This window comes from Bacillus sp. FSL R5-0416 (genome assembly GCF_037975425.1).
GTDB lineage: Bacteria > Bacillota > Bacilli > Bacillales > Bacillaceae > Bacillus > Bacillus subtilis.
In genome coordinates this window covers 3803560-3823396 of sequence record NZ_CP150252.1, presented here as the reverse complement: position 1 = coordinate 3823396, position 19837 = coordinate 3803560, and the positions used below count along the sequence as shown (strand labels likewise).

Below are 19837 nucleotides of genomic sequence, written 5' to 3'. Positions count from 1 at the left end.
ATGAGCTTTATTTGCAGAGACAGAATAAAATGACATTTTATTTAGCTCCGCAGCTATCTTCTTATGGAAGGAGACTATCATGGAAAAGTTGAATATTGCCGGCGGTGACTCGTTAAACGGTACAGTACATATCAGCGGCGCTAAAAACAGCGCTGTTGCGTTAATACCTGCAACCATTTTGGCAAATTCCGAGGTGACAATTGAAGGGCTTCCAGAGATTTCAGATATTGAAACGCTGCGTGACCTGTTAAAGGAAATCGGCGGCAACGTGCATTTTGAGAATGGGGAAATGGTTGTTGACCCTACGTCGATGATCAGCATGCCGCTTCCTAACGGGAAAGTAAAAAAGCTTCGCGCGTCATATTATTTAATGGGGGCGATGCTCGGCCGCTTCAAGCAGGCGGTCATTGGATTGCCTGGCGGCTGTCACTTAGGGCCCCGTCCGATTGATCAGCATATCAAAGGCTTTGAAGCACTCGGAGCTGAAGTAACCAATGAACAAGGCGCCATTTATTTGCGAGCTGAAAGGCTGAGAGGCGCACGGATTTATTTAGATGTCGTAAGCGTTGGGGCAACGATTAACATTATGCTCGCCGCTGTTTTGGCAGAAGGGAAAACGATCATCGAAAACGCTGCCAAGGAGCCTGAGATCATTGACGTCGCGACATTGCTTACCAGCATGGGCGCCAAAATCAAAGGTGCGGGCACCAATGTGATTCGAATCGACGGCGTGAAGGAACTGCACGGCTGCAAGCATACGATCATTCCGGACAGAATTGAGGCCGGGACATTTATGATTGCAGGGGCTGCAATGGGCAAGGAAGTCATTATCGATAACGTCATTCCCACTCATCTAGAGTCGTTAACGGCAAAGCTGAGAGAAATGGGCTATCATATCGAAACAAGCGACGACCAGCTCCTCATTGTCGGCGGGCAGAAGAACTTAAAGCCGGTTGACGTTAAAACCCTCGTATACCCGGGGTTTCCGACTGATTTACAGCAGCCGATGACGGCGCTACTGACAAGGGCGAAAGGGACGAGTGTCGTCACAGACACCATCTACTCGGCAAGATTCAAGCACATTGATGAGCTGAGACGAATGGGTGCCAATATGAAAGTAGAAGGCAGATCTGCCATCATCACAGGTCCTGTCGAGCTTCAAGGCGCAAAAGTGAAGGCGAGTGATCTGCGTGCCGGAGCCTGCTTGGTGGTAGCCGGACTGATGGCTGATGGCGTCACGGAAATTACGGGACTGGAGCATATTGACCGCGGATACAGCAGCCTTGAGAAGAAGCTTGAGGGGCTTGGAGCGACAATTTGGCGTGAAAAAATGACTGACGAAGAAATAGAACAGCTTCAAAATTCATAATGGTTTCTTGTGAGAGGAGATCGTGTTGAAATGGAAAGAAGTTTATCAATGGAATTGGTACGTGTAACCGAGGCTGCGGCATTGGCATCAGCAAGATGGATGGGCCGGGGAAAAAAAGATGAGGCTGATGAAGCGGCAACAAGTGCAATGAGAGACGTTTTTGATACAGTGCCGATGAAAGGGACCGTTGTAATCGGTGAAGGGGAAATGGACGAAGCGCCGATGCTGTATATCGGGGAAAAACTCGGAAACGGGTACGGCCCTCGCGTGGATGTCGCAGTTGACCCTCTTGAAGGCACAAACATCTTAGCAAGCGGCGGCTGGAACGCGCTGACGGTGATCGCGGTCGCAGACCACGGCACGCTTCTGAATGCTCCTGACATGTATATGCAAAAAATCGCAGTCGGTCCGGAAGCGGTGGGCTGCATTGACATCGAAGCACCTGTCATTGACAACCTTAAAGCGGTGGCAAAAGCGAAAAACAAGGACGTTGAGGACGTCGTTGCCACAATTTTAAACCGTGAAAGACACGCAAAAATCATTTCCGAGCTTCGTGAGGCCGGCGCCAGAATCAAATTGATCAATGACGGCGATGTCGCAGGCGCCATCAACACGGCTTTCGACCACACGGGCGTTGATATCCTGTTCGGATCAGGCGGCGCTCCTGAGGGTGTGCTTTCCGCTGTTGCGCTAAAAGCACTCGGCGGAGAAATCATTGGTAAACTTCTTCCGCAAAGCGAAGAAGAAATCACTCGCTGTCACAAAATGGGCCTTGATTTAAGCAAAGTCCTTCGCATGGAAGACCTTGTGAAGGGTGATGACGCGATTTTTGCAGCTACAGGGGTTACTGACGGCGAGCTGTTAAAAGGAGTTCAATTCAAAGGCTCTGTCGGTACAACTGAAAGCTTAGTTATCCGTGCAAAATCAGGCACTGTTCGTTTCGTTGACGGCAGACACAGCTTGAAAAAGAAACCAAATCTTGTAATCCGTCCATAACAAACAGAAAAAGCGGGTGTGAGCCCGCTTTAACTTTTGCAGAAAAGCGTCAACTCTATCAATTCCGTGTCAAAACCTTATTTCAGTTGAATAATTTTTTGAAATAAGGTAAAAATAAAGAGTGCTGCGAATTTTTCTGCGTAATACCTTCTTTTAAGCACTAGGAAAGTTTCAATTTCTACCGCATACAGACGATATAAGTATTGATCTTCTCATGTTTTTGTCCTCGCTTCCTTCAAAACTCATTAAGACAATCCTTTTAACAAAAGCGCCGATCATGGGTGGAAGTGTTACCGATAGAAGTTCCTTTATGTTAAAAAAAGAATGTGCTTTGGCGGATGTTGTGCAAAAGCAGCAGATGACATGTTCAGAGTAAGATATTGACTATGAAAAGCGTGGTGTTTTTATGAAAGACGTATCTATTTCCTCTTTGGAAAATATGAAATTGAAAGAGCTTTATGAACTTGCAAGACATTATAAAATCTCCTATTACAGCAAACTGACAAAAAAAGAACTCATTTTCGCCATTCTGAAAGCGAATGCAGAACAGGAAGATCTGCTGTTTATGGAAGGCGTTCTTGAGATCATCCAGTCTGAAGGTTTCGGCTTCCTGAGACCGATCAACTACTCTCCAAGCTCAGAAGACATTTACATCTCAGCTTCACAAATCCGCCGTTTCGATTTGCGGAACGGAGACAAAGTATCTGGCAAGGTTCGCCCGCCAAAAGAAAATGAGCGTTACTATGGACTTTTGCACGTTGAAGCAGTAAACGGGGATGATCCCGAATCTGCAAAAGAGCGTGTGCATTTCCCGGCTCTTACGCCCCTTTATCCGGATCGTCAAATGGTGCTTGAAACAAAGCCGAACTTCTTGTCTACAAGAATTATGGACATGATGGCGCCGGTTGGATTTGGGCAGCGCGGATTGATTGTTGCGCCGCCGAAAGCCGGAAAAACGATGCTGCTGAAGGAAATTGCCAACAGCATTACAGCGAACCAGCCTGAAGCAGAGCTGATCGTGCTTTTAATTGACGAAAGACCTGAGGAAGTAACCGATATCGAGCGCTCTGTAGCTGGGGATGTCGTCAGCTCAACGTTTGATGAAGTGCCGGAAAACCATATCAAAGTGGCCGAGCTTGTGCTTGAACGTGCGATGCGTCTCGTGGAACACAAAAAAGACGTCATTATCCTGATGGACAGCATCACACGGCTTGCCCGCGCCTACAACTTAGTGATTCCGCCAAGTGGAAGAACGCTTTCCGGGGGGATTGACCCAGCGGCGTTCCACCGTCCGAAACGCTTCTTTGGGGCTGCGAGAAATATCGAAGAGGGCGGCAGCTTAACCATCCTTGCTACGGCTCTGGTTGATACAGGTTCACGTATGGATGATGTCATTTATGAAGAATTCAAGGGAACAGGCAACATGGAACTCCATCTTGACCGCTCTCTTGCCGAGCGCCGCATCTTCCCTGCCATCGATATCCGCCGTTCAGGAACGCGCAAAGAAGAACTGCTTGTGCCTAAAGAGCATCTTGATCGTTTATGGTCTATCCGCAAAACGATGTCTGATTCACCTGATTTCGCAGAAAAGTTCATGAGAAAAATGAAAAAAACCAAAACAAACCAGGAATTTTTCGATATTCTCAATCAAGAATGGAAACAGGCAAATCTATCATCTGCAAGAAGGTAAATTGTATTTGCAAAAGAAGTAAATCACTGATATAATTTTCTCATATGCGTTTCGGACAATGCTCCGAAATAATAACTCTGTTTCCACACGGGATTCAGGGCGGAAGGAGATGGATACAATGAAAGCAGGAATTCATCCTAATTTCAAAAAAGCAACAGTTAAATGCGCTTGCGGAAATGAATTTGAAACAGGCTCAGTAAAAGAAGAGGTACGCGTTGAGATTTGCTCTGAATGCCACCCATTCTACACTGGCCGTCAAAAATTCGCTTCTGCTGATGGTCGTGTTGATCGCTTTAACAAAAAATACGGTCTTAAGTAATAATAGATTTCTCAACAGGCAAGCAGCAGTCTTGCCTGTTTTTTATATTGTCTAAAACACAGCTGGCAGAGAGAGGGGAGCGAAGCCTATGTACATAATGAAACAAAGCGGGTGGCTTGAGCTGATTTGCGGCAGCATGTTCTCGGGGAAATCTGAAGAGCTGATCAGAAGAGTGAAGAGAGCAACTTATGCCAAGCAGGAAGTCAGGGTATTTAAGCCTGTAATTGATAACCGATACAGCGAAGCTGCTGTTGTCTCCCATAATGGAACATCGATGACGAGCTATGCCATTTCGTCTGCTGCGGACATTTGGGATCACATCAGTGAAAGTACAGATGTGATTGCGGTTGATGAAGTGCAGTTTTTTGATCAGGAAATTGTTGAGGTTTTATCATCTCTTGCCGATAAAGGCTACCGTGTGATAGCAGCAGGCCTTGATATGGATTTTAGGGGAGAGCCGTTCGGTGTCGTCCCGAATATCATGGCGATTGCGGAAAGTGTGACAAAGCTGCAAGCCGTCTGTTCTGTTTGTGGATCACCGGCGAGCAGAACACAGCGCCTCATTGACGGCAAACCTGCTTCTTACGATGATCCGGTCATTTTGGTTGGTGCATCTGAATCATATGAAGCAAGATGCAGACATCATCACGAAGTCCCAGGTAAATCTAAAAAATAGTCCAAAACATGGGTATAAAGATAGAATGCACCGGCTAAAAACACCGGTGTTTTTTTTATATTCTGATAATATTCAATTAAAAAATTTAAATAAGTATATTAAAAAATTAAGTAATTTTCTTCCCTTGAATTTTGATTTTGACAGGCATACAATAGCTTACGTAATGTAAATAGTTTTGAGACATTGTTCGAATAATTGTCACAAAGTCGCATAAAGATCATGATCGGTCATATTTTAGATGGGTTATTACTTAACTTGGTTAACTATTTCAAGAAAGAAGGAGATTTGCTTGAATAACATAAAAAAAACGAAAGAAGGCCACTTAGAAACAACTCTTAGAGGAAAAGAAGTTTTATCTATTCCTACTTTAAATAAAGGCGTTGCTTTTTCACTAGAAGAAAGACAAGAACTCGGCTTAGAAGGGCTTCTGCCGCCAACTGTACTTTCTCTTGATCAACAAGCACAACGCGCGTACGAGCAATTCCAAGCGCAGCCTGACCGCCTTCGTCAAAATGTTTACTTAAGTGATCTTGCAAACCGTAACGAAGTTCTTTTCTATAAATTGCTGAAAAACCATCTTCGCGAAATGCTTCCTGTTGTGTACACGCCAACAGTTGGTGAAGCGATTCAGGAATACAGCCATGAATATAGAAGACCTCAAGGAATCTACTTGTCAATCGATAACATTGACGGTATTGAAAAAGCGTTTGAAAACCTTCATGCGACAGCAGGCGATATTGATCTTATCGTTGCTACTGACTCCGAAAGCATTCTCGGTATCGGTGACTGGGGTGTAGGCGGTATTAATATCGCAATCGGTAAATTGGCTGTTTACACTGCTGCAGCTGGTATTGACCCTAGCCGTGTTATCCCGGTTGTGCTTGATGTCGGTACGAACAACGAAAAACTTCTAAACGATCCTTTATATATTGGTAACAAGCATGAACGTGTTCAAGGTGAACGCTACGAAGCTTTCATTGACGCTTATGTAAAAGCTGCATTGAAATTCTTCCCTAAAGCGCTTCTTCACTGGGAAGACCTTGGCAACAAGAATGCACGCAACATCATGAAAAAATACAATCATGAAATCTTGACATTTAATGATGATATTCAAGGTACTGGCGCGATTACACTTGCAGGTGTGCTTGCCGCTATGAAGAAAACCGGCGCTTCTATTAAAGATCAGCGTGTTGTTATCTTCGGTGCTGGTTCTGCTGGTATCGGTATTGCTGACCAAATCCGTGACACAATGGTGCTAGCCGGATTATCTGAAGAAGAAGCTAACAAACGTTTCTACACACTTGATTACAGAGGCTTGCTGACTGAAGACATCGAAGGCATCCTTGATTTCCAAAAACCTTACCTTCGCAATGCGGATGAAGTGAAAGACTGGAAGCGCGATGAAAAAGGTCAAATTCCATTCGATGAAGTGGTTCGTCAAGCGAAACCAACAATCTTGATTGGTACTTCAGGGGTTTCAGGTGCATTCACAGAGGAAATTGTAAAAGAAATGGCATCTCACGTAGACCGTCCGGTTATCATGCCGATGTCTAACCCGACTCACCTTGCTGAAGCTGTTCCTGAAGATCTGTTCAAATGGACTGACGGAAAAGTGCTTATTGCAACAGGAAGCCCATTTGACAATGTAGAATACAACGGTGTTTCTTATGAAATCGGACAATCTAACAACGCATTCGCGTTCCCTGGCCTTGGACTTGGTTCAATTGTAGCTGAAGCGCGTATCATTACACCTGCTATGTTTGCTGCAACTGCTGATGCGATTGCTGAAATGGTTGATCTTGAAACACCTGGAGCAGGATTGCTTCCAAGCATTGATAAGCTTCAAGAGGTTTCTATCCAAGTTGCGATTGCCGTTGCTGAAGCAGCAATTAAAGACGGCGTGGCAAATCGTCAGCCTGAAGATGTGAAACAAGCGGTACTTGATGCAATGTGGACACCTGAATACAAAAAAGTCATCGCGAAATAATTAGCGAGTAAATTTTTCTGTCCGAGGGAAAGCTTTTTGTAAAGCTAAAGTATACGGACATAGGATTTGGAGGAGAATATTTTGAGCATCTTAGATATCTTAATCCTCCTGGCGCCGATCTTCTTTGTTATCGTGCTGGGTTGGTTTGCAGGACATTTTGGAAGTTATGATGCCAAGTCGGCAAAAGGGGTAAGTACGTTAGTAACGAAATACGCACTTCCAGCTCACTTTATCGCTGGTATTTTGACAACTTCCAGAAGTGAATTTTTATCACAAGTACCTTTAATGATTTCTTTAATTATTGGGATTGTTGGTTTCTATATCATCATTCTTTTGGTTTGCAGATTTATTTTCAAGTATGATTTAACGAACTCATCTGTATTTTCTTTGAACTCTGCACAGCCGACATTCGCATTTATGGGTATCCCGGTATTGGGAAGCTTATTCGGAGCGAATGAAGTTGCGATTCCGATCGCGGTCACAGGTATCGTGGTTAACGCGATTCTTGATCCGCTCGCGATCATTATCGCTACTGTTGGTGAGTCTTCTAAGAAAAACGAAGAGAGTGGCGACAGCTTCTGGAAGATGACAGGAAAATCAATCCTGCATGGTCTTTGTGAGCCGCTTGCAGCTGCTCCGTTAATCAGTATGATTTTAGTGCTGGTTTTCAATTTCACTCTTCCTGAGCTGGGTGTTAAAATGCTTGATCAGCTTGGAAGCACAACATCTGGTGTTGCTCTCTTTGCTGTCGGTGTTACCGTTGGTATTCGTAAAATTAAACTCAGTATGCCGGCTATCGGTATTGCGTTACTAAAAGTTGCGGTTCAGCCTGCATTAATGTTCTTGATTGCTCTTGCTATCGGACTTCCGGCTGACCAAACAACAAAAGCAATCCTTCTTGTTGCATTCCCTGGTTCTGCCGTTGCAGCCATGATTGCGACTCGTTTCGAGAAACAAGAAGAAGAAACTGCAACTGCGTTTGTGGTCAGTGCGATTCTGTCATTGATTTCACTTCCAATCATTATCGCGCTTACTGCGTAACAAAAAAAGCTCCCTTTACGGGGAGCTTTTTGCTTTAGGTTTGAAATTTGAACAGTGACAGCAGCGGTTTTTTTCTTGTTTTGTTTTTTTCAGAAGCAGCAGCGGTCTCGGGGATCGGCTGAGCGGTGAATTCTTTCATTTGTGAGGTCAGTGATTGCAGATCTGCAAGAATATCGTCAATTTCTCTGCGGTGCTGAAGCAGCTGGTAAGATACACCTTCATCGGCTTTTTGTTTCAGCTGGCGTTCCAGTTCCGACAACCTTGCCATCAATTCGCTTTCGTCCTGCCTTTGCTGTAAAAGGGTGTCCAGCTTTTGTTCAAGCTGCTCGATTCTTCGTTCTGTGTCGCTATTTGTTTTTTGGACAAGGAAGCCTGTGCGCTTTTTAGCGCTTTTCGGCAGATGAATATCCTGAATCGCCGTGCCTTCAGAGATTTGTTTTTGAACGGATTTTAGAACCTTCACGTCTTCTGCCGTGAACGAATAGTGTCCGAGCTCATTGCGTTCGGCCGGAAGATTCAGCTGCTTCACCCACCGCTGCACCGTTTTTGCGGAGACGCCGAGTTCACTTGCTACCATATTTGTATTCATGATCCCATACCTCCTTTTAAGCTAGGTATTCGACCATAGAATGAGGTTCCCTTCCCGTTAGACAAAACAAGAAAAGATTCGGCAAAGAAAGTGGGTATCTCCTTTTTTTCTTCAAAAACTGTTATTGTTCATACAGTTCTAATGGAAGCTGGTCAGGATCAAAAAAGAAGGTGAAACGCTTGCCGGTCAGCGGGTCTGTTCTGATTGGCTCTGTTTCGATTCCTTTTTCATGAAGCTCCTGAACCGCTTTATCCAAGCTGCTGACTGTAAAGGCGAGGTGGCGCAGGCCTGCGGCTTCAGGCCGGGTTTGTCGTTCGGGCGGATCGGGAAACGAGAACAGCTCAATGACATACGAGCCGTTAAGCGACAAATCAAGCTTATAGGAGTCGCGCTCTTCGCGGTACGTTTCTTGAATCACCTGAAAACCAAGCTTATGTACGTAGAAAGCTTTCGACTTTTCGTAATCTGAACATATGATTGCAATATGATGTATGGATTTCAGCAACATCATCCCTCCTCGAATTCCAGTATAGCAGAGGGGGCTTTTCCAGCTGGGATTGAAATGCTTTTGACTGGGGTTAATCACTATACTATAATGAGAATGTTACGCACAGGAAAACAGAGGTGAAGACCGTGTTAGACCGTTTAAAATCAATTGAAGAACGATACGAGAAATTAAATGAGCTTTTGAGCGATCCAGAAGTAGTCAACGATCCGAAAAAGCTGAGAGAATATTCAAAAGAGCAATCTGATATACAAGAAACAGTTGACGTATATAGACAATACAGAGATGCGTCAGAACAGCTGGCTGATGCAAAAGCGATGCTTGAAGAGAAGCTGGACGCTGAGATGCGCGACATGGTGAAGGAAGAGATTTCTGAACTTCAGAAGGAAACGGAAACACTGTCAGAACGGCTGAAAGTGCTCTTGATCCCGAAAGATCCTAATGATGACAAAAACGTTATTATGGAGATCCGCGGAGCCGCGGGAGGCGAGGAAGCCGCTTTATTCGCGGGCAACCTGTACAGAATGTATTCCCGTTATGCCGAGCTTCAGGGCTGGAAAACAGAGGTCATGGAAGCGAATGTAACCGGAACAGGCGGCTACAAAGAGATCATCTTTATGATTACGGGAAGCGGCGCGTATTCTAAACTCAAATATGAAAACGGCGCCCACCGCGTACAGCGTGTTCCGGAAACAGAATCAGGCGGACGCATCCATACATCCACTGCAACAGTAGCATGTCTTCCTGAGGCAGAAGAGGTAGAGGTTGACATCCATGAGAAGGATATCCGTGTCGATACGTTTGCTTCAAGCGGACCGGGCGGACAAAGCGTTAACACAACAATGTCTGCGGTTCGTCTGACTCACTTGCCGACAGGTGTAGTTGTATCATGCCAGGATGAAAAATCTCAAATTAAGAACAAAGAAAAAGCAATGAAGGTTCTCCGTGCCAGAATCTATGATAAATTTCAGCAGGAAGCCCAGGCTGAATATGATCAAACACGGAAATCAGCAGTCGGATCTGGTGACCGCTCTGAACGTATCCGCACATACAACTTCCCGCAAAACCGTGTGACGGATCACAGAATCGGTTTGACGATTCAAAAGCTTGATCAGATTCTTGAAGGAAAACTTGACGAAGTGGTTGAAGCGCTGATTGTTGAAGATCAGGCAAGCAAGCTTCAGCAGTCGGAAGGTTAAGATGAAGACGATATTCGAAGCCCTGAAATGGGCTTCTTCTTATTTAACCGAAGCGGGAAGAGAAGAAAATGCTGCCGAGCTCCTATTGCTTTATGATACCGGAATGGAGAGAAGCAAACTGCTCGCAAGCTTACAGGAACCGATTGGTGAAGACGAGCTGTATCGCTTTAAGCGTCACGTTGAGATGCATAAAGAGGGCGTGCCGGTTCAATACATTATAGGAAAAGAGTTTTTTTATGGACGGGAATTTATGGTGAATGATGATGTGCTGATCCCGCGGCCGGAAACTGAAGAAGTTGTCTTTCATTTGCTTGAAAAATATCGGAGTGTCTTTTCTGAAGACGGCAAGCTCGAAGTTGTTGACGTTGGTACAGGGAGCGGCGCAATAGCCGTCACGCTTGCGCTTGAAAACCAAAACTTTTCTGTGTCGGCGGTCGATATTTCGAAAGAGGCGCTGCAAGTCGCCTCTGCCAATGCAGAAAAACTCGGAGCAAATGTGCGCTTTTATCAGGGCGATCTGCTTGAGCCTTTTATTAAGGCGGGAAAAAAAGCGGATATCATTGTCTCAAACCCGCCATATATATCAGAGGAAGAAATGGCTGATCTATCGGAAATTGTCCGTTTTCATGAGCCGCTGCACGCGCTCACTGATGGCGGAGACGGGCTGAAATTTTATAAGCGGTTTATGGAAGACATTCCGCTTGTCATGAAGGATAAAGTATTTGTTGTTTTTGAAATCGGGTGGAAACAGGGAGCGGCGGTCAAAGACCTGATCCTCAAGGCGTTTAAGGGAGCGGAAGTGGAAGTGCTGAAAGATATTAATGGAAAAGACAGAACCATATGCGCTCTGATTCATAAAAATAAATAAGCAGCTTGCTGGCGAGTGAATGGATCAAGCTGTTTAACACCAGCAAAGGGGATGTAAACATGAAAAAGGCCCTGACAGCAGGAATCCTGCTCATTGCGATTGAGAGCATGATTGGCACCATTTTTCCGCAGGCTCTTTCATATGAAGCGATTTTTGGCGTTGCGTCTCTCGTTTTAGTGGGGCTCGCGATCATTACATCGGGTTTGGCTGTAAGCGGAAGCGATCAGCGGGCAAACTACCATTCAGAAACCAAAGAAGGCCGTACATCTCGCATGAAAATGGCGGCCGCTTTCTTTGTTGCGGCGATACCTTCCATTCTATGTTATTTGCTGACGATTTTGTTTTAATAAAAAAGGAAGCCTCTTAGGCTTCCTTTTTTTGCAGTAAAACAGAGTCCCATATCCAATAGATAAGAGCTGTTAATACAGCGAAAAGATAGAAGGCTGTATTTTGAAACAAAGATTGTCCCGAAGGCTGAAGCACGCCGAAAATGATCGCGTTGGCAATAAAAGCAGCGGCAAGGTAATACAGCAGATACAAAGGGCTGAACCGTTTCGGCTTTTTATTCATCATGATTTGAAGCGGCAGTGCGAAGATCAAATAAGGAAACAGAAAATAAAATGCCATTGTGATGAGAGCGGCAATGATAAATGAATGAATATAAATTACTGAATAAAGAACGGACATCGTGAATGCTGATAACAGCACTGTATAATTGTATTTCATCTTAAACCTCCTAAAACACTATCGTACCATAAATAAGATTAACAGCTTGCTAGATTTTTTTCACCCTGCACGTTTACCCCTGGCTCTACTTGTCCATAATAGGGCTAGAAACAAAGCACGGAGAGGAACGGTGGGGACCGATGAAAAAAACAGTAATCATTTGTATATATATCTTTCTTTTACTATCTGGAGCGCTCGTAGGGCTGGCAAAAGAAGAGACGGCACAGAAATCGGAAAATCAGCCGGTGGTCATACCGGATCAGGCGATTCGTCTGAGAATATTGGCAAACAGCGATAGTGACCAAGATCAGCAATTAAAACGTCATATAAGAGACGCGGTGAATAAAGAAATCACAACTTGGGTAAAGGATATTACTTCTATTGAAGAAGCGCGTCGCGTGATTCGTTCAAAGCTGCCTGAAATCAAAGCAATTGCAAAGGAAACAATGGAGAAAGAAGGAGCGAATCAGTCGATATCCGTTGATTTTGACAAAATCTCGTTTCCGACAAAGCTTTACGGCAACATGGTATATCCCGCTGGTGAGTATGAAGCGATTTTGATTACGCTTGGAAAAGGAGACGGCGCCAACTGGTGGTGTGTGCTGTTCCCGCCCCTCTGCTTTCTCGATTTTTCTAACGGGGAAGCCGTCAAAGAACAAGAAGATAAAGAAGCCTCAAAAAAGCAGACTGAAAAAGTGCTTGAGGACGTAACCGCTAAAGCGGAAAAAGCCAAAAAAGAAGAGAACGAAGAAAAAGAAGACGGCACAGAAGTGAAATTCTTTTTAGTCGAATGGATTTCCGACCTTTTTTCCTAATTCTCTGGTCTAAAAATAGATTTGCCTCATAGATTGGAAGAAAGAACGCAAAAACGGGGTGAACGGATGTTTTATCAACTGCGGGTGGCAAGGGAAAAAGACGGAGATGTGCTCGAGGCATTTTTAAAACAGGCAAAAACCAGCTATGAAGGCGTGAAAGAAGGCTTCACTCAATTTCTTATGCTGGAGGACAGTGAGAAAAACATTGCCGGATGCCTCGGTATTGAAAAAATAAGCTGTGACCAGGGGCTGCTGCGATCACTTGTCATATCGGACAAGCTTCACCAAGGCCACATTGTCACGCTTTTTCAAAGCATGGAGGTGCTGTGCGAAAAGCATCAGATCAAAACCGTGTACCTAGTAGCAAATCAGCATTCCTCTGCGGACTTTCTGACGGCTATGGGTTTTGAAAGAGCTGAGAGTGTACCGGAGGAGCTGTTTTCTTCTGATCACTTCTGTGAATCGCGGCAAACAGAAGGAGCCGTTTTAATGAAAAAAGCGTCTGGATAAGTGCAGTTTATACACATACTTATCCACTTCTTTATTAGCGTTGTCCACAATTTGTGGATAACGCTTGTTTTATTACAGGACATCTTTTATACTTTCAAAAGGATTACACGCGTAAAACAATCGTTTTATTGTTGTGAATAAGGAGTTTGGTCAGAAATGAAAACGAAAAGATGGTTTGTGGATGTAACTGACGAGTTATCCACAAATGATCCACAAATTGCACAAGCAGCCGCTTTGCTCCGAGAAAATGAGATCGTTGCCTTTCCGACAGAAACAGTATATGGCCTAGGCGCAAACGCAAAAAATACGGATGCCGTCAAAAAAATATATGAGGCGAAAGGGCGGCCGAGCGATAATCCCCTGATTGTCCACATTGCGGATATCAGCCAGCTTGAGGATTTAACGGGCCCGGCGCCGGAAAAGGCGAAAACATTGATGAAACGGTTTTGGCCGGGAGCACTTACGCTCATTCTGCCTTGCAAACCTGATGCGCTTTCACCTCGTGTAACGGCAGGTCTTGAAACGGTTGCCATTAGAATGCCGGATCATCCGCTTGCCCTTGCATTGATTCGCGAATCGGGACTGCCGATTGCAGCACCGAGCGCCAATCTATCAGGCAAGCCAAGTCCCACAAAAGCAGAGCATGTGGCTCACGACTTGGATGGCCGCATAGCCGGTATTATGGATGGAGGCCCTACCGGAATCGGGGTCGAATCAACCGTGCTTTCATGTGCGGACGACATCCCTGTTCTCTTGCGTCCTGGCGGCATTACGAAGGAACAAATTGAAGCGGTGATCGGGCCGATCCATGTGGATAAAGGGCTCAGCGACCAAAACGAGAAGCCGATTTCTCCAGGGATGAAATATACACATTATGCGCCGACAGCGCCTCTTGCCATTTGCGAAGGCAGCCCAGAGCGCATTCAGCACCTCATTCAAGAATATCAACAGGGCGGAAGACGGGTCGGTGTCCTGACGACAGAAGAAAACGCGGGCGTTTATTCCGCTGATTATGTGAAGAGCTGCGGAAGACGGGCTCAGCTTGAGACTGTTGCGGCAGGGCTGTATGATGCTTTGCGCAGCTTTGATGAGAATAAGGTGGATTTCATTATTGCGGAATCCTTTCCGGACACAGGTGTCGGTCTTGCTATTATGAACAGGCTGATGAAAGCCGCCGGAGGAAGAGTGATTCGCTGAAAGCAGTCAGATGTTCTAACCCTTTTTGGACACGCATAGGCTAAAAAAGCGGGGCGTGTCCAAGGGGGTTATTTATGTATGTCGGATTTGTTTATAGGCGAACTGATTACATTAAGCATCATGGCGTTTGCTTTAGGGATGGATGCTTTTTCTGTCGGCCTTGGAATGGGCATGGTCAAACTTAGAAAGAAGCAGATATTCTATATTGGTTTCATCATCGGCCTCTTTCACGTCATCATGCCTCTCGCAGGGATGGCGGCCGGTAACATGCTGTCAGGGCTCCTCGGCGTGTTAGCGGTTTATATCGGTGGGGCGCTGCTTTTTGTTCTTGGGGTTCAAATGCTTATGGCCTCTTTTAAACAGTCAGAAGAACGATTCATGTCACCGGCAGGGCCGGGCTTATTGCTGTTTGCCATCGGCGTCAGCCTTGACAGCTTTTCCGTCGGCTTGAGCTTGGGGATATACGGCTCGCATCCGCTCCTCACAATTACCCTGTTCGGGCTGTTCAGCATGATGTTGACATGGCTGGGCCTGCTGGTCGGAAAACAAGTGCAGTCATGGCTTGGCACATACAGCGAAGCGCTCGGGGGCATCATATTAATCGTGTTTGGATTAAAGCTGCTTTTGCCAATTTAATATACCAATAAAAGAAACGAAGTCGCCGTTTCTTTTTTCTTCATATATAATAGAGAAAAATAAGGGGTGACTGACATGGATATTATTTTTGTCTGTACTGGAAATACGTGCCGCAGCCCAATGGCTGAGGCGCTTTTTAAATCAATTGCAGAAATGGAAGGGCTGAATGTCAATGTCCGCTCGGCAGGCGTGTTTGCTTCACCTAATGGGAAAGCGACGCCTCATGCAGTCGAAGCGCTGTTTGAAAAACACATTGCCCTTAATCATGTGTCTTCTCCATTAACTGAAGAACATATGGAGTCGGCTGATTTGGTTCTGGCTATGACCCATCAGCACAAGCAGATCATTGCCAGCCAATTTGGACGTTATCGTGATAAAGTGTTTACGTTAAAAGAATATGTCACAGGCAGCCATGGTGATGTCATCGATCCGTTCGGCGGCTCAATTGACATCTATAAACAAACGCGAGATGAGCTTGAAGAGCTTCTTCGGCAGCTGGCAAAACAGCTGAAAAAAGACCGCAGATAAGTTGTCAGAAAATCTGTAAACAGGTCATTTGCAAATCCTGCGTGAAGGAGTAGAATATAGTGAAAAGCACATCATATGGTGTGAATCAAAGAGCGGACAGGCTGCGCGGTCAATAAAGCGGGCGGGCCGCATCACACACGCTGGGAGGAAAAGCAGATGAAAGTAGCCATTGCATCGGATCATGGCGGCGTTCACATTCGAAATGAAATCAAAGAGTTAATGGACGAATTGCAAATTGAATATATTGATATGGGCTGTGACTGCGGCAGCGGCTCTGTCGATTATCCGGATTATGCTTTTCCGGTGGCCGAAAAAGTGGTTAGCGGCGAAGTTGACAGAGGCATTTTAATTTGCGGGACAGGCATCGGCATGAGCATTTCCGCTAATAAAGTAAAAGGGATTCGCTGCGCGCTGGCGCACGATACCTTCAGCGCGAAGGCGACGAGGGAGCATAATGACACAAACATCCTTGCGATGGGTGAACGGGTGATCGGACCTGGTTTGGCTCGGGAAATCGCAAAAATCTGGCTGACTACTGAGTTTACCGGGGGAAGACACCAAACGCGTATTGGAAAAATCTCAGATTATGAAGAGAAAAACCTGTAGGGGTGCTGTTTAATGAATGAGTTGAAACAAACGTGGAAGACGATGCTGTCTGAGTTTCAGGACCAAGCGGAATTGAAACAAGATCAGCTCTTCGTCCTTGGATGCAGCACGAGCGAAGTGGCCGGCAGCCGGATCGGCACATCGGGCAGTGGAGATATCGCTGAAAGCATCTACAGCGGACTTGCTGAGCTCCGGGAAAAAACGGGAATCCATCTGGCGTTTCAATGCTGCGAGCATTTAAACAGAGCGCTTGTCGTCGAAGCAGAAACAGCCAAGCTGTTCAGGCTTCCAACCGTTTCTGCCGTGCCCGTTCCAAAAGCGGGCGGAGCGATGGCGTCTTATGCGTTTAAGCAGATGAAGTCTCCTGTTCTTGTTGAAACCATTCAGGCTGACGCCGGAATTGATATAGGCGATACGTTTATCGGCATGCATCTGAAGCCGGTGGCTGTCCCTGTGCGTGTCTCTCAAAACAGCCTCGGTTCAGCTCATGTGACATTGGCGCGTACACGGCCGAAACTAATCGGCGGAGTGCGGGCGGTTTATGAGTGCGAATGAAAGGACTGCATAGCCAGTCTTTTCTTTTATTTTAAGACAGTGAAATAAATTCCGAACTTTAAATTAAATTTAAGTTATTAATATTCGTTTTTACCAATAAAAATTTAGATTTTTTAAAAATAATCTTTTACATCGGCCTTAAAAACCATGTACAATAGTGATGGTAAAAACAAAGAACAGGATACGGATAGGAGAGGATCTCGCTGATGAAACATTTACCTGCGCAAGACGAACAAGTGTTTAACGCCATTAAAAATGAGCGTGAACGCCAACAGACTAAGATCGAATTGATTGCTTCTGAGAACTTTGTAAGTGAAGCGGTTATGGAAGCACAAGGATCTGTTTTGACAAATAAGTACGCAGAAGGATATCCGGGCAAACGCTACTACGGCGGATGCGAGCACGTCGATGTCGTTGAAGATATCGCCCGTGACCGCGCGAAGGAAATCTTTGGAGCGGAGCATGTAAACGTTCAGCCTCATTCAGGCGCACAAGCAAACATGGCAGTGTACTTCACGATTTTGGAGCAAGGCGATACTGTACTTGGGATGAACCTCTCCCACGGCGGCCATTTAACACACGGAAGCCCAGTCAACTTCAGCGGTGTTCAATATAACTTTGTTGAGTACGGCGTAGATAAAGAAACTCAATATATTGATTACGATGACGTGCGTGAAAAAGCCCTCGCTCATAAACCGAAGCTTATCGTAGCAGGAGCAAGTGCGTATCCTCGTACAATCGACTTTAAGAAATTCCGTGAAATTGCTGATGAAGTCGGCGCTTACTTCATGGTGGATATGGCACATATCGCAGGACTTGTTGCGGCAGGCCTTCATCCAAACCCGGTTCCTTACGCTGATTTCGTTACAACAACAACACATAAAACACTTCGCGGTCCTCGAGGCGGTATGATCCTTTGCCGTGAAGAGTTTGGCAAGAAAATTGATAAATCGATTTTCCCTGGAATTCAAGGCGGCCCGCTGATGCACGTTATTGCCGCAAAAGCTGTTTCATTCGGTGAAGTATTGCAGGACGATTTCAAAACATATGCACAAAACGTCATTTCAAACGCGAAACGTCTGGCTGAAGCCTTAACGAAAGAGGGCATCCAGCTCGTTTCAGGCGGAACAGACAACCACCTTATCCTTGTTGATCTTCGTTCGCTCGGACTGACTGGTAAGGTTGCGGAGCATGTACTTGATGAAATCGGTATTACGTCTAACAAAAACGCGATTCCATATGATCCTGAAAAACCTTTCGTAACAAGCGGCATCCGTCTTGGTACAGCTGCTGTAACCAGCCGCGGTTTTGACGGTGACGCATTAGAAGAAGTCGGTGCTATCATTGCGCTTGCATTGAAAAACCACGAAGATGAAGGAAAACTTGAAGAAGCAAGACAGCGTGTAGCTGCTCTGACTGATAAATTTCCTTTATATAAAGAATTAGATTATTAAGATCCTAAAACCCGCTGGGGCTTATGCCCGGCGGGTTTTTTGACGATGTTCTTGAAACTCAATGTCTTTTTTTGTAGAATCAATAGAAGTGTGTAATTGTTGATGGGACAATAAAAAAGGAGCTGAAACACAGTATGGGAAAGGTTTATGTATTTGATCATCCTTTAATTCAGCACAAGCTGACATATATACGGAATGAAAATACAGGTACGAAGGATTTTAGAGAGCTAGTAGATGAAGTGGCTACACTCATGGCATTTGAAATTACCCGCGATCTTCCTCTGGAAGAAGTGGATATCAATACACCGGTTCAGGCTGCGAAATCGAAAGTCATCTCAGGGAAAAAACTCGGAGTGGTTCCTATCCTCAGAGCAGGATTGGGAATGGTTGACGGCATTTTAAAGCTGATTCCTGCGGCAAAAGTGGGACATGTCGGCCTTTACCGTGATCCAGAAACCTTAAAACCCGTGGAATACTATGTCAAGCTTCCTTCTGATGTGGAAGAGCGTGAATTCATCGTGGTTGACCCGATGCTCGCTACAGGCGGTTCCGCAGTTGAAGCCATTCACAGCCTTAAAAAACGCGGTGCGAAAAATATCCGTTTCATGTGTCTTGTAGCAGCGCCGGAGGGTGTGGAAGAATTGCAGAAGCATCATTCGGACGTTGATATTTACATTGCGGCGCTAGATGAAAAATTAAATGAAAAAGGATATATTGTTCCAGGTCTCGGAGATGCGGGTGACCGCATGTTTGGAACAAAATAAAAAATGAAATCCCCAAAAGGGGGTTTCATTTTTTTATCCAGTTTTTTGCTATTCGGTGAATCTGTATACAATTATAGGTGAAAATGTGAACATTCTGTGGAGACGTAAAGTATAAAAAGTTTTTTAACTTTAAACAGATTGACACATGTTAGGGGCTATTGTATGCTAAACGAGGGTATTATGAGAAGGTTTTCATAGCTTTCATTATAGTCCTCATCCTCAATGTAAATCCTCTCAGCAAACCCGTATTATGAGGATTTATTTAAGCGAATGAAACAGCATCCCTGCAAGGCTTGCGGATGAATGATTTTTTCGAACAGGCCCGTTTTGCCGGTCAAAAAAGGTCTTCTACTAAGGGTTAACCGCTGATTTTTGCCGTATCCAAGCTATACATTATTTTTTCATCAGGAGACAGATAATTGATGGACGATCCCAAGCTTACATTTAGCAGACAACGCAAATATTTATTGTTCATTTTGGCAGTGTATGTACTGGGTTATGGTTTAACAGCGTATAAAACCGTTTTTTTAGGCCTTATTCTGGGAACTGTTTTCAGTTTGTTTAATTTTTTACTGCTCGTCAGAAGAATGAATGCTTTTGACAGAGCTGTTGAGAAAGGAAAGTCCATACGATCTCTCGGGAGCGCAGCGCGGTGGTGCAATGCGATTCTTGCTGTGGCTGTTGCCTATAAAAATCCCGAATACTTTCATATGGCAAGTACAGTTATTGGATTAATGACAATATACCCTGTCATTATGATAGATTCCTTTATCCAGCTTAAACGTTCATCAATGGAAGAGAGGTGAA

At 45.0% G+C, this 19837-nt stretch carries 24 protein-coding genes; 21 read left to right on the top strand and 3 right to left on the bottom strand.

The window, feature by feature from the left end; all coding sequences use genetic code 11:
* The first annotated feature begins 79 nt into the window (after nt 1-79).
* The 8 genes from NYE20_RS20215 to NYE20_RS20180 all read left to right on the top strand — a co-directional run bounded on the left by NYE20_RS20215 (nt 80) and on the right by NYE20_RS20180 (nt 8078).
* Nucleotides 80-1369: a UDP-N-acetylglucosamine 1-carboxyvinyltransferase gene (locus tag NYE20_RS20215; protein ID WP_070547961.1), complete on the top strand. Its 1290-nt coding sequence runs from the start codon at nt 80-82 to the stop codon at nt 1367-1369.
* A gap of 30 nt (nt 1370-1399) precedes the next feature.
* Nucleotides 1400-2365, top strand: a complete 966-nt coding sequence (gene glpX / locus NYE20_RS20210; protein ID WP_003242962.1) for a class II fructose-bisphosphatase — start codon at nt 1400-1402, stop codon at nt 2363-2365.
* Between the two features lie 214 nt (nt 2366-2579).
* Nucleotides 2580-2741: a hypothetical protein gene (locus NYE20_RS20205; RefSeq protein WP_003227632.1), complete on the top strand. Its 162-nt coding sequence runs from the start codon at nt 2580-2582 to the stop codon at nt 2739-2741.
* A gap of 30 nt (nt 2742-2771) precedes the next feature.
* The gene (gene rho / locus NYE20_RS20200) at nt 2772-4055 is read left to right on the top strand and encodes a transcription termination factor Rho (protein WP_003221939.1); all 1284 of its coding nucleotides are present in this window, start codon (nt 2772-2774) and stop codon (nt 4053-4055) included.
* A gap of 118 nt (nt 4056-4173) precedes the next feature.
* Complete coding sequence (gene rpmE, locus NYE20_RS20195; RefSeq protein WP_003151132.1) at nt 4174-4374, top strand: 50S ribosomal protein L31; 201 nt, start codon at nt 4174-4176, stop codon at nt 4372-4374.
* 88 nt (nt 4375-4462) lie between these two features.
* Nucleotides 4463-5050, top strand: a complete 588-nt coding sequence (locus tag NYE20_RS20190; RefSeq protein ID WP_014478269.1) for a thymidine kinase — start codon at nt 4463-4465, stop codon at nt 5048-5050.
* Nucleotides 5051-5339: 289 nt separating this feature from the next.
* A complete protein-coding gene (gene malS / locus NYE20_RS20185) occupies nt 5340-7037 on the top strand; it encodes an oxaloacetate-decarboxylating malate dehydrogenase (RefSeq protein WP_003244309.1) in 1698 nt (565 codons plus the stop codon).
* A gap of 81 nt (nt 7038-7118) precedes the next feature.
* Nucleotides 7119-8078 carry an AEC family transporter gene (locus NYE20_RS20180; protein ID WP_003242497.1) on the top strand — a complete coding sequence of 320 codons (960 nt, stop codon included), beginning with the start codon at nt 7119-7121 and terminating at the stop codon, nt 8076-8078.
* 34 nt (nt 8079-8112) lie between these two features.
* On the opposite strand, the gene racA is transcribed toward NYE20_RS20180, so the two are convergent.
* Both racA and NYE20_RS20170 read right to left on the bottom strand, forming a co-directional pair.
* The gene (gene racA / locus NYE20_RS20175) at nt 8113-8667 is read right to left on the bottom strand and encodes a chromosome-anchoring protein RacA (protein WP_049140957.1); all 555 of its coding nucleotides are present in this window, start codon (nt 8665-8667) and stop codon (nt 8113-8115) included.
* A 121-nt stretch (nt 8668-8788) separates the two neighbouring features.
* A complete protein-coding gene (locus tag NYE20_RS20170; protein WP_161621157.1) occupies nt 8789-9175 on the bottom strand; it encodes a VOC family protein in 387 nt (128 codons plus the stop codon).
* Between the two features lie 125 nt (nt 9176-9300).
* On the opposite strand from NYE20_RS20170, the gene prfA reads away from it, so the two are divergent.
* Genes prfA through NYE20_RS20155 form a run of 3 tightly spaced genes read left to right on the top strand, consistent with a single transcriptional unit; the run spans nt 9301 to nt 11586 of the window.
* The gene (gene prfA / locus NYE20_RS20165) at nt 9301-10371 is read left to right on the top strand and encodes a peptide chain release factor 1 (RefSeq protein ID WP_003227645.1); all 1071 of its coding nucleotides are present in this window, start codon (nt 9301-9303) and stop codon (nt 10369-10371) included.
* A gap of 1 nt (nt 10372) precedes the next feature.
* Nucleotides 10373-11239 carry a peptide chain release factor N(5)-glutamine methyltransferase gene (prmC, locus tag NYE20_RS20160; protein ID WP_041850424.1) on the top strand — a complete coding sequence of 289 codons (867 nt, stop codon included), beginning with the start codon at nt 10373-10375 and terminating at the stop codon, nt 11237-11239.
* 59 nt (nt 11240-11298) lie between these two features.
* On the top strand, nt 11299-11586 hold the full coding sequence (locus tag NYE20_RS20155; RefSeq protein WP_003244050.1) for a DUF5316 family protein: 288 nt from the start codon (nt 11299-11301) through the stop codon (nt 11584-11586).
* A 16-nt stretch (nt 11587-11602) separates the two neighbouring features.
* Here the strand turns inward: NYE20_RS20155 and NYE20_RS20150 are convergent, their stop codons facing one another.
* Nucleotides 11603-11965, bottom strand: a complete 363-nt coding sequence (locus NYE20_RS20150; protein ID WP_014478265.1) for a UPF0715 family protein — start codon at nt 11963-11965, stop codon at nt 11603-11605.
* Nucleotides 11966-12105: 140 nt separating this feature from the next.
* Between NYE20_RS20150 and spoIIR the strand changes: the two genes are divergently transcribed.
* The 10 genes from spoIIR to atpI all read left to right on the top strand — a co-directional run bounded on the left by spoIIR (nt 12106) and on the right by atpI (nt 19836).
* Complete coding sequence (gene spoIIR, locus NYE20_RS20145) at nt 12106-12780, top strand: stage II sporulation protein R (protein ID WP_015714872.1); 675 nt, start codon at nt 12106-12108, stop codon at nt 12778-12780.
* Between the two features lie 66 nt (nt 12781-12846).
* Nucleotides 12847-13290: a hypothetical protein gene (locus tag NYE20_RS20140; RefSeq protein WP_003244265.1), complete on the top strand. Its 444-nt coding sequence runs from the start codon at nt 12847-12849 to the stop codon at nt 13288-13290.
* A 156-nt stretch (nt 13291-13446) separates the two neighbouring features.
* Complete coding sequence (locus NYE20_RS20135; protein WP_161621158.1) at nt 13447-14487, top strand: L-threonylcarbamoyladenylate synthase; 1041 nt, start codon at nt 13447-13449, stop codon at nt 14485-14487.
* 78 nt (nt 14488-14565) lie between these two features.
* The gene (locus NYE20_RS20130; protein WP_003227661.1) at nt 14566-15123 is read left to right on the top strand and encodes a manganese efflux pump MntP family protein; all 558 of its coding nucleotides are present in this window, start codon (nt 14566-14568) and stop codon (nt 15121-15123) included.
* Nucleotides 15124-15198: 75 nt separating this feature from the next.
* Nucleotides 15199-15651 carry a protein arginine phosphatase PrpB gene (prpB, locus tag NYE20_RS20125; RefSeq protein ID WP_015384897.1) on the top strand — a complete coding sequence of 151 codons (453 nt, stop codon included), beginning with the start codon at nt 15199-15201 and terminating at the stop codon, nt 15649-15651.
* A 156-nt stretch (nt 15652-15807) separates the two neighbouring features.
* The gene (gene rpiB / locus NYE20_RS20120; protein WP_003221910.1) at nt 15808-16257 is read left to right on the top strand and encodes a ribose 5-phosphate isomerase B; all 450 of its coding nucleotides are present in this window, start codon (nt 15808-15810) and stop codon (nt 16255-16257) included.
* A gap of 12 nt (nt 16258-16269) precedes the next feature.
* Entirely contained in the window at nt 16270-16812 is a 543-nt protein-coding gene (locus tag NYE20_RS20115; RefSeq protein ID WP_103804171.1) for a TIGR01440 family protein, read from the top strand.
* 206 nt (nt 16813-17018) lie between these two features.
* Nucleotides 17019-18266 carry a serine hydroxymethyltransferase gene (gene glyA, locus NYE20_RS20110; RefSeq protein WP_003227669.1) on the top strand — a complete coding sequence of 416 codons (1248 nt, stop codon included), beginning with the start codon at nt 17019-17021 and terminating at the stop codon, nt 18264-18266.
* A 134-nt stretch (nt 18267-18400) separates the two neighbouring features.
* The gene (upp, locus tag NYE20_RS20105) at nt 18401-19030 is read left to right on the top strand and encodes a uracil phosphoribosyltransferase (RefSeq protein WP_003227670.1); all 630 of its coding nucleotides are present in this window, start codon (nt 18401-18403) and stop codon (nt 19028-19030) included.
* A gap of 422 nt (nt 19031-19452) precedes the next feature.
* Entirely contained in the window at nt 19453-19836 is a 384-nt protein-coding gene (gene atpI / locus NYE20_RS20100; protein WP_003243159.1) for an ATP synthase subunit I, read from the top strand.
* The last annotated feature ends 1 nt before the right edge of the window (nt 19837 follow it).

What these genes read in the sequence shown, in the direction of transcription:
- prmC (WP_041850424.1), top strand. Translation starts at nt 10,373, where the DNA reads ATGAAGACGATATTCGAAGCCCTGAAATGGGCTTCTTCTTATTTAACC.
- NYE20_RS20135 (WP_161621158.1), top strand. Translation starts at nt 13,447, where the DNA reads ATGAAAACGAAAAGATGGTTTGTGGATGTAACTGACGAGTTATCCACA.
- rpiB (WP_003221910.1), top strand. Translation starts at nt 15,808, where the DNA reads ATGAAAGTAGCCATTGCATCGGATCATGGCGGCGTTCACATTCGAAAT.
- atpI (WP_003243159.1), top strand. Translation starts at nt 19,453, where the DNA reads ATGGACGATCCCAAGCTTACATTTAGCAGACAACGCAAATATTTATTG.
- rho (WP_003221939.1), top strand. Translation starts at nt 2,772, where the DNA reads ATGAAAGACGTATCTATTTCCTCTTTGGAAAATATGAAATTGAAAGAG.
- NYE20_RS20205 (WP_003227632.1), top strand. Translation starts at nt 2,580, where the DNA reads ATGTTTTTGTCCTCGCTTCCTTCAAAACTCATTAAGACAATCCTTTTA.
- NYE20_RS20130 (WP_003227661.1), top strand. Translation starts at nt 14,566, where the DNA reads ATGTCGGATTTGTTTATAGGCGAACTGATTACATTAAGCATCATGGCG.
- glyA (WP_003227669.1), top strand. Translation starts at nt 17,019, where the DNA reads ATGAAACATTTACCTGCGCAAGACGAACAAGTGTTTAACGCCATTAAA.
- NYE20_RS20170 (WP_161621157.1), bottom strand. Translation starts at nt 9,175, where the DNA reads ATGTTGCTGAAATCCATACATCATATTGCAATCATATGTTCAGATTAC.
- glpX (WP_003242962.1), top strand. Translation starts at nt 1,400, where the DNA reads ATGGAAAGAAGTTTATCAATGGAATTGGTACGTGTAACCGAGGCTGCG.
- NYE20_RS20115 (WP_103804171.1), top strand. Translation starts at nt 16,270, where the DNA reads ATGAATGAGTTGAAACAAACGTGGAAGACGATGCTGTCTGAGTTTCAG.
- rpmE (WP_003151132.1), top strand. Translation starts at nt 4,174, where the DNA reads ATGAAAGCAGGAATTCATCCTAATTTCAAAAAAGCAACAGTTAAATGC.
- NYE20_RS20190 (WP_014478269.1), top strand. Translation starts at nt 4,463, where the DNA reads ATGTACATAATGAAACAAAGCGGGTGGCTTGAGCTGATTTGCGGCAGC.
- prpB (WP_015384897.1), top strand. Translation starts at nt 15,199, where the DNA reads ATGGATATTATTTTTGTCTGTACTGGAAATACGTGCCGCAGCCCAATG.
- NYE20_RS20140 (WP_003244265.1), top strand. Translation starts at nt 12,847, where the DNA reads ATGTTTTATCAACTGCGGGTGGCAAGGGAAAAAGACGGAGATGTGCTC.
- upp (WP_003227670.1), top strand. Translation starts at nt 18,401, where the DNA reads ATGGGAAAGGTTTATGTATTTGATCATCCTTTAATTCAGCACAAGCTG.
- racA (WP_049140957.1), bottom strand. Translation starts at nt 8,667, where the DNA reads ATGAATACAAATATGGTAGCAAGTGAACTCGGCGTCTCCGCAAAAACG.
- spoIIR (WP_015714872.1), top strand. Translation starts at nt 12,106, where the DNA reads ATGAAAAAAACAGTAATCATTTGTATATATATCTTTCTTTTACTATCT.
- NYE20_RS20215 (WP_070547961.1), top strand. Translation starts at nt 80, where the DNA reads ATGGAAAAGTTGAATATTGCCGGCGGTGACTCGTTAAACGGTACAGTA.
- NYE20_RS20150 (WP_014478265.1), bottom strand. Translation starts at nt 11,965, where the DNA reads ATGAAATACAATTATACAGTGCTGTTATCAGCATTCACGATGTCCGTT.
- NYE20_RS20155 (WP_003244050.1), top strand. Translation starts at nt 11,299, where the DNA reads ATGAAAAAGGCCCTGACAGCAGGAATCCTGCTCATTGCGATTGAGAGC.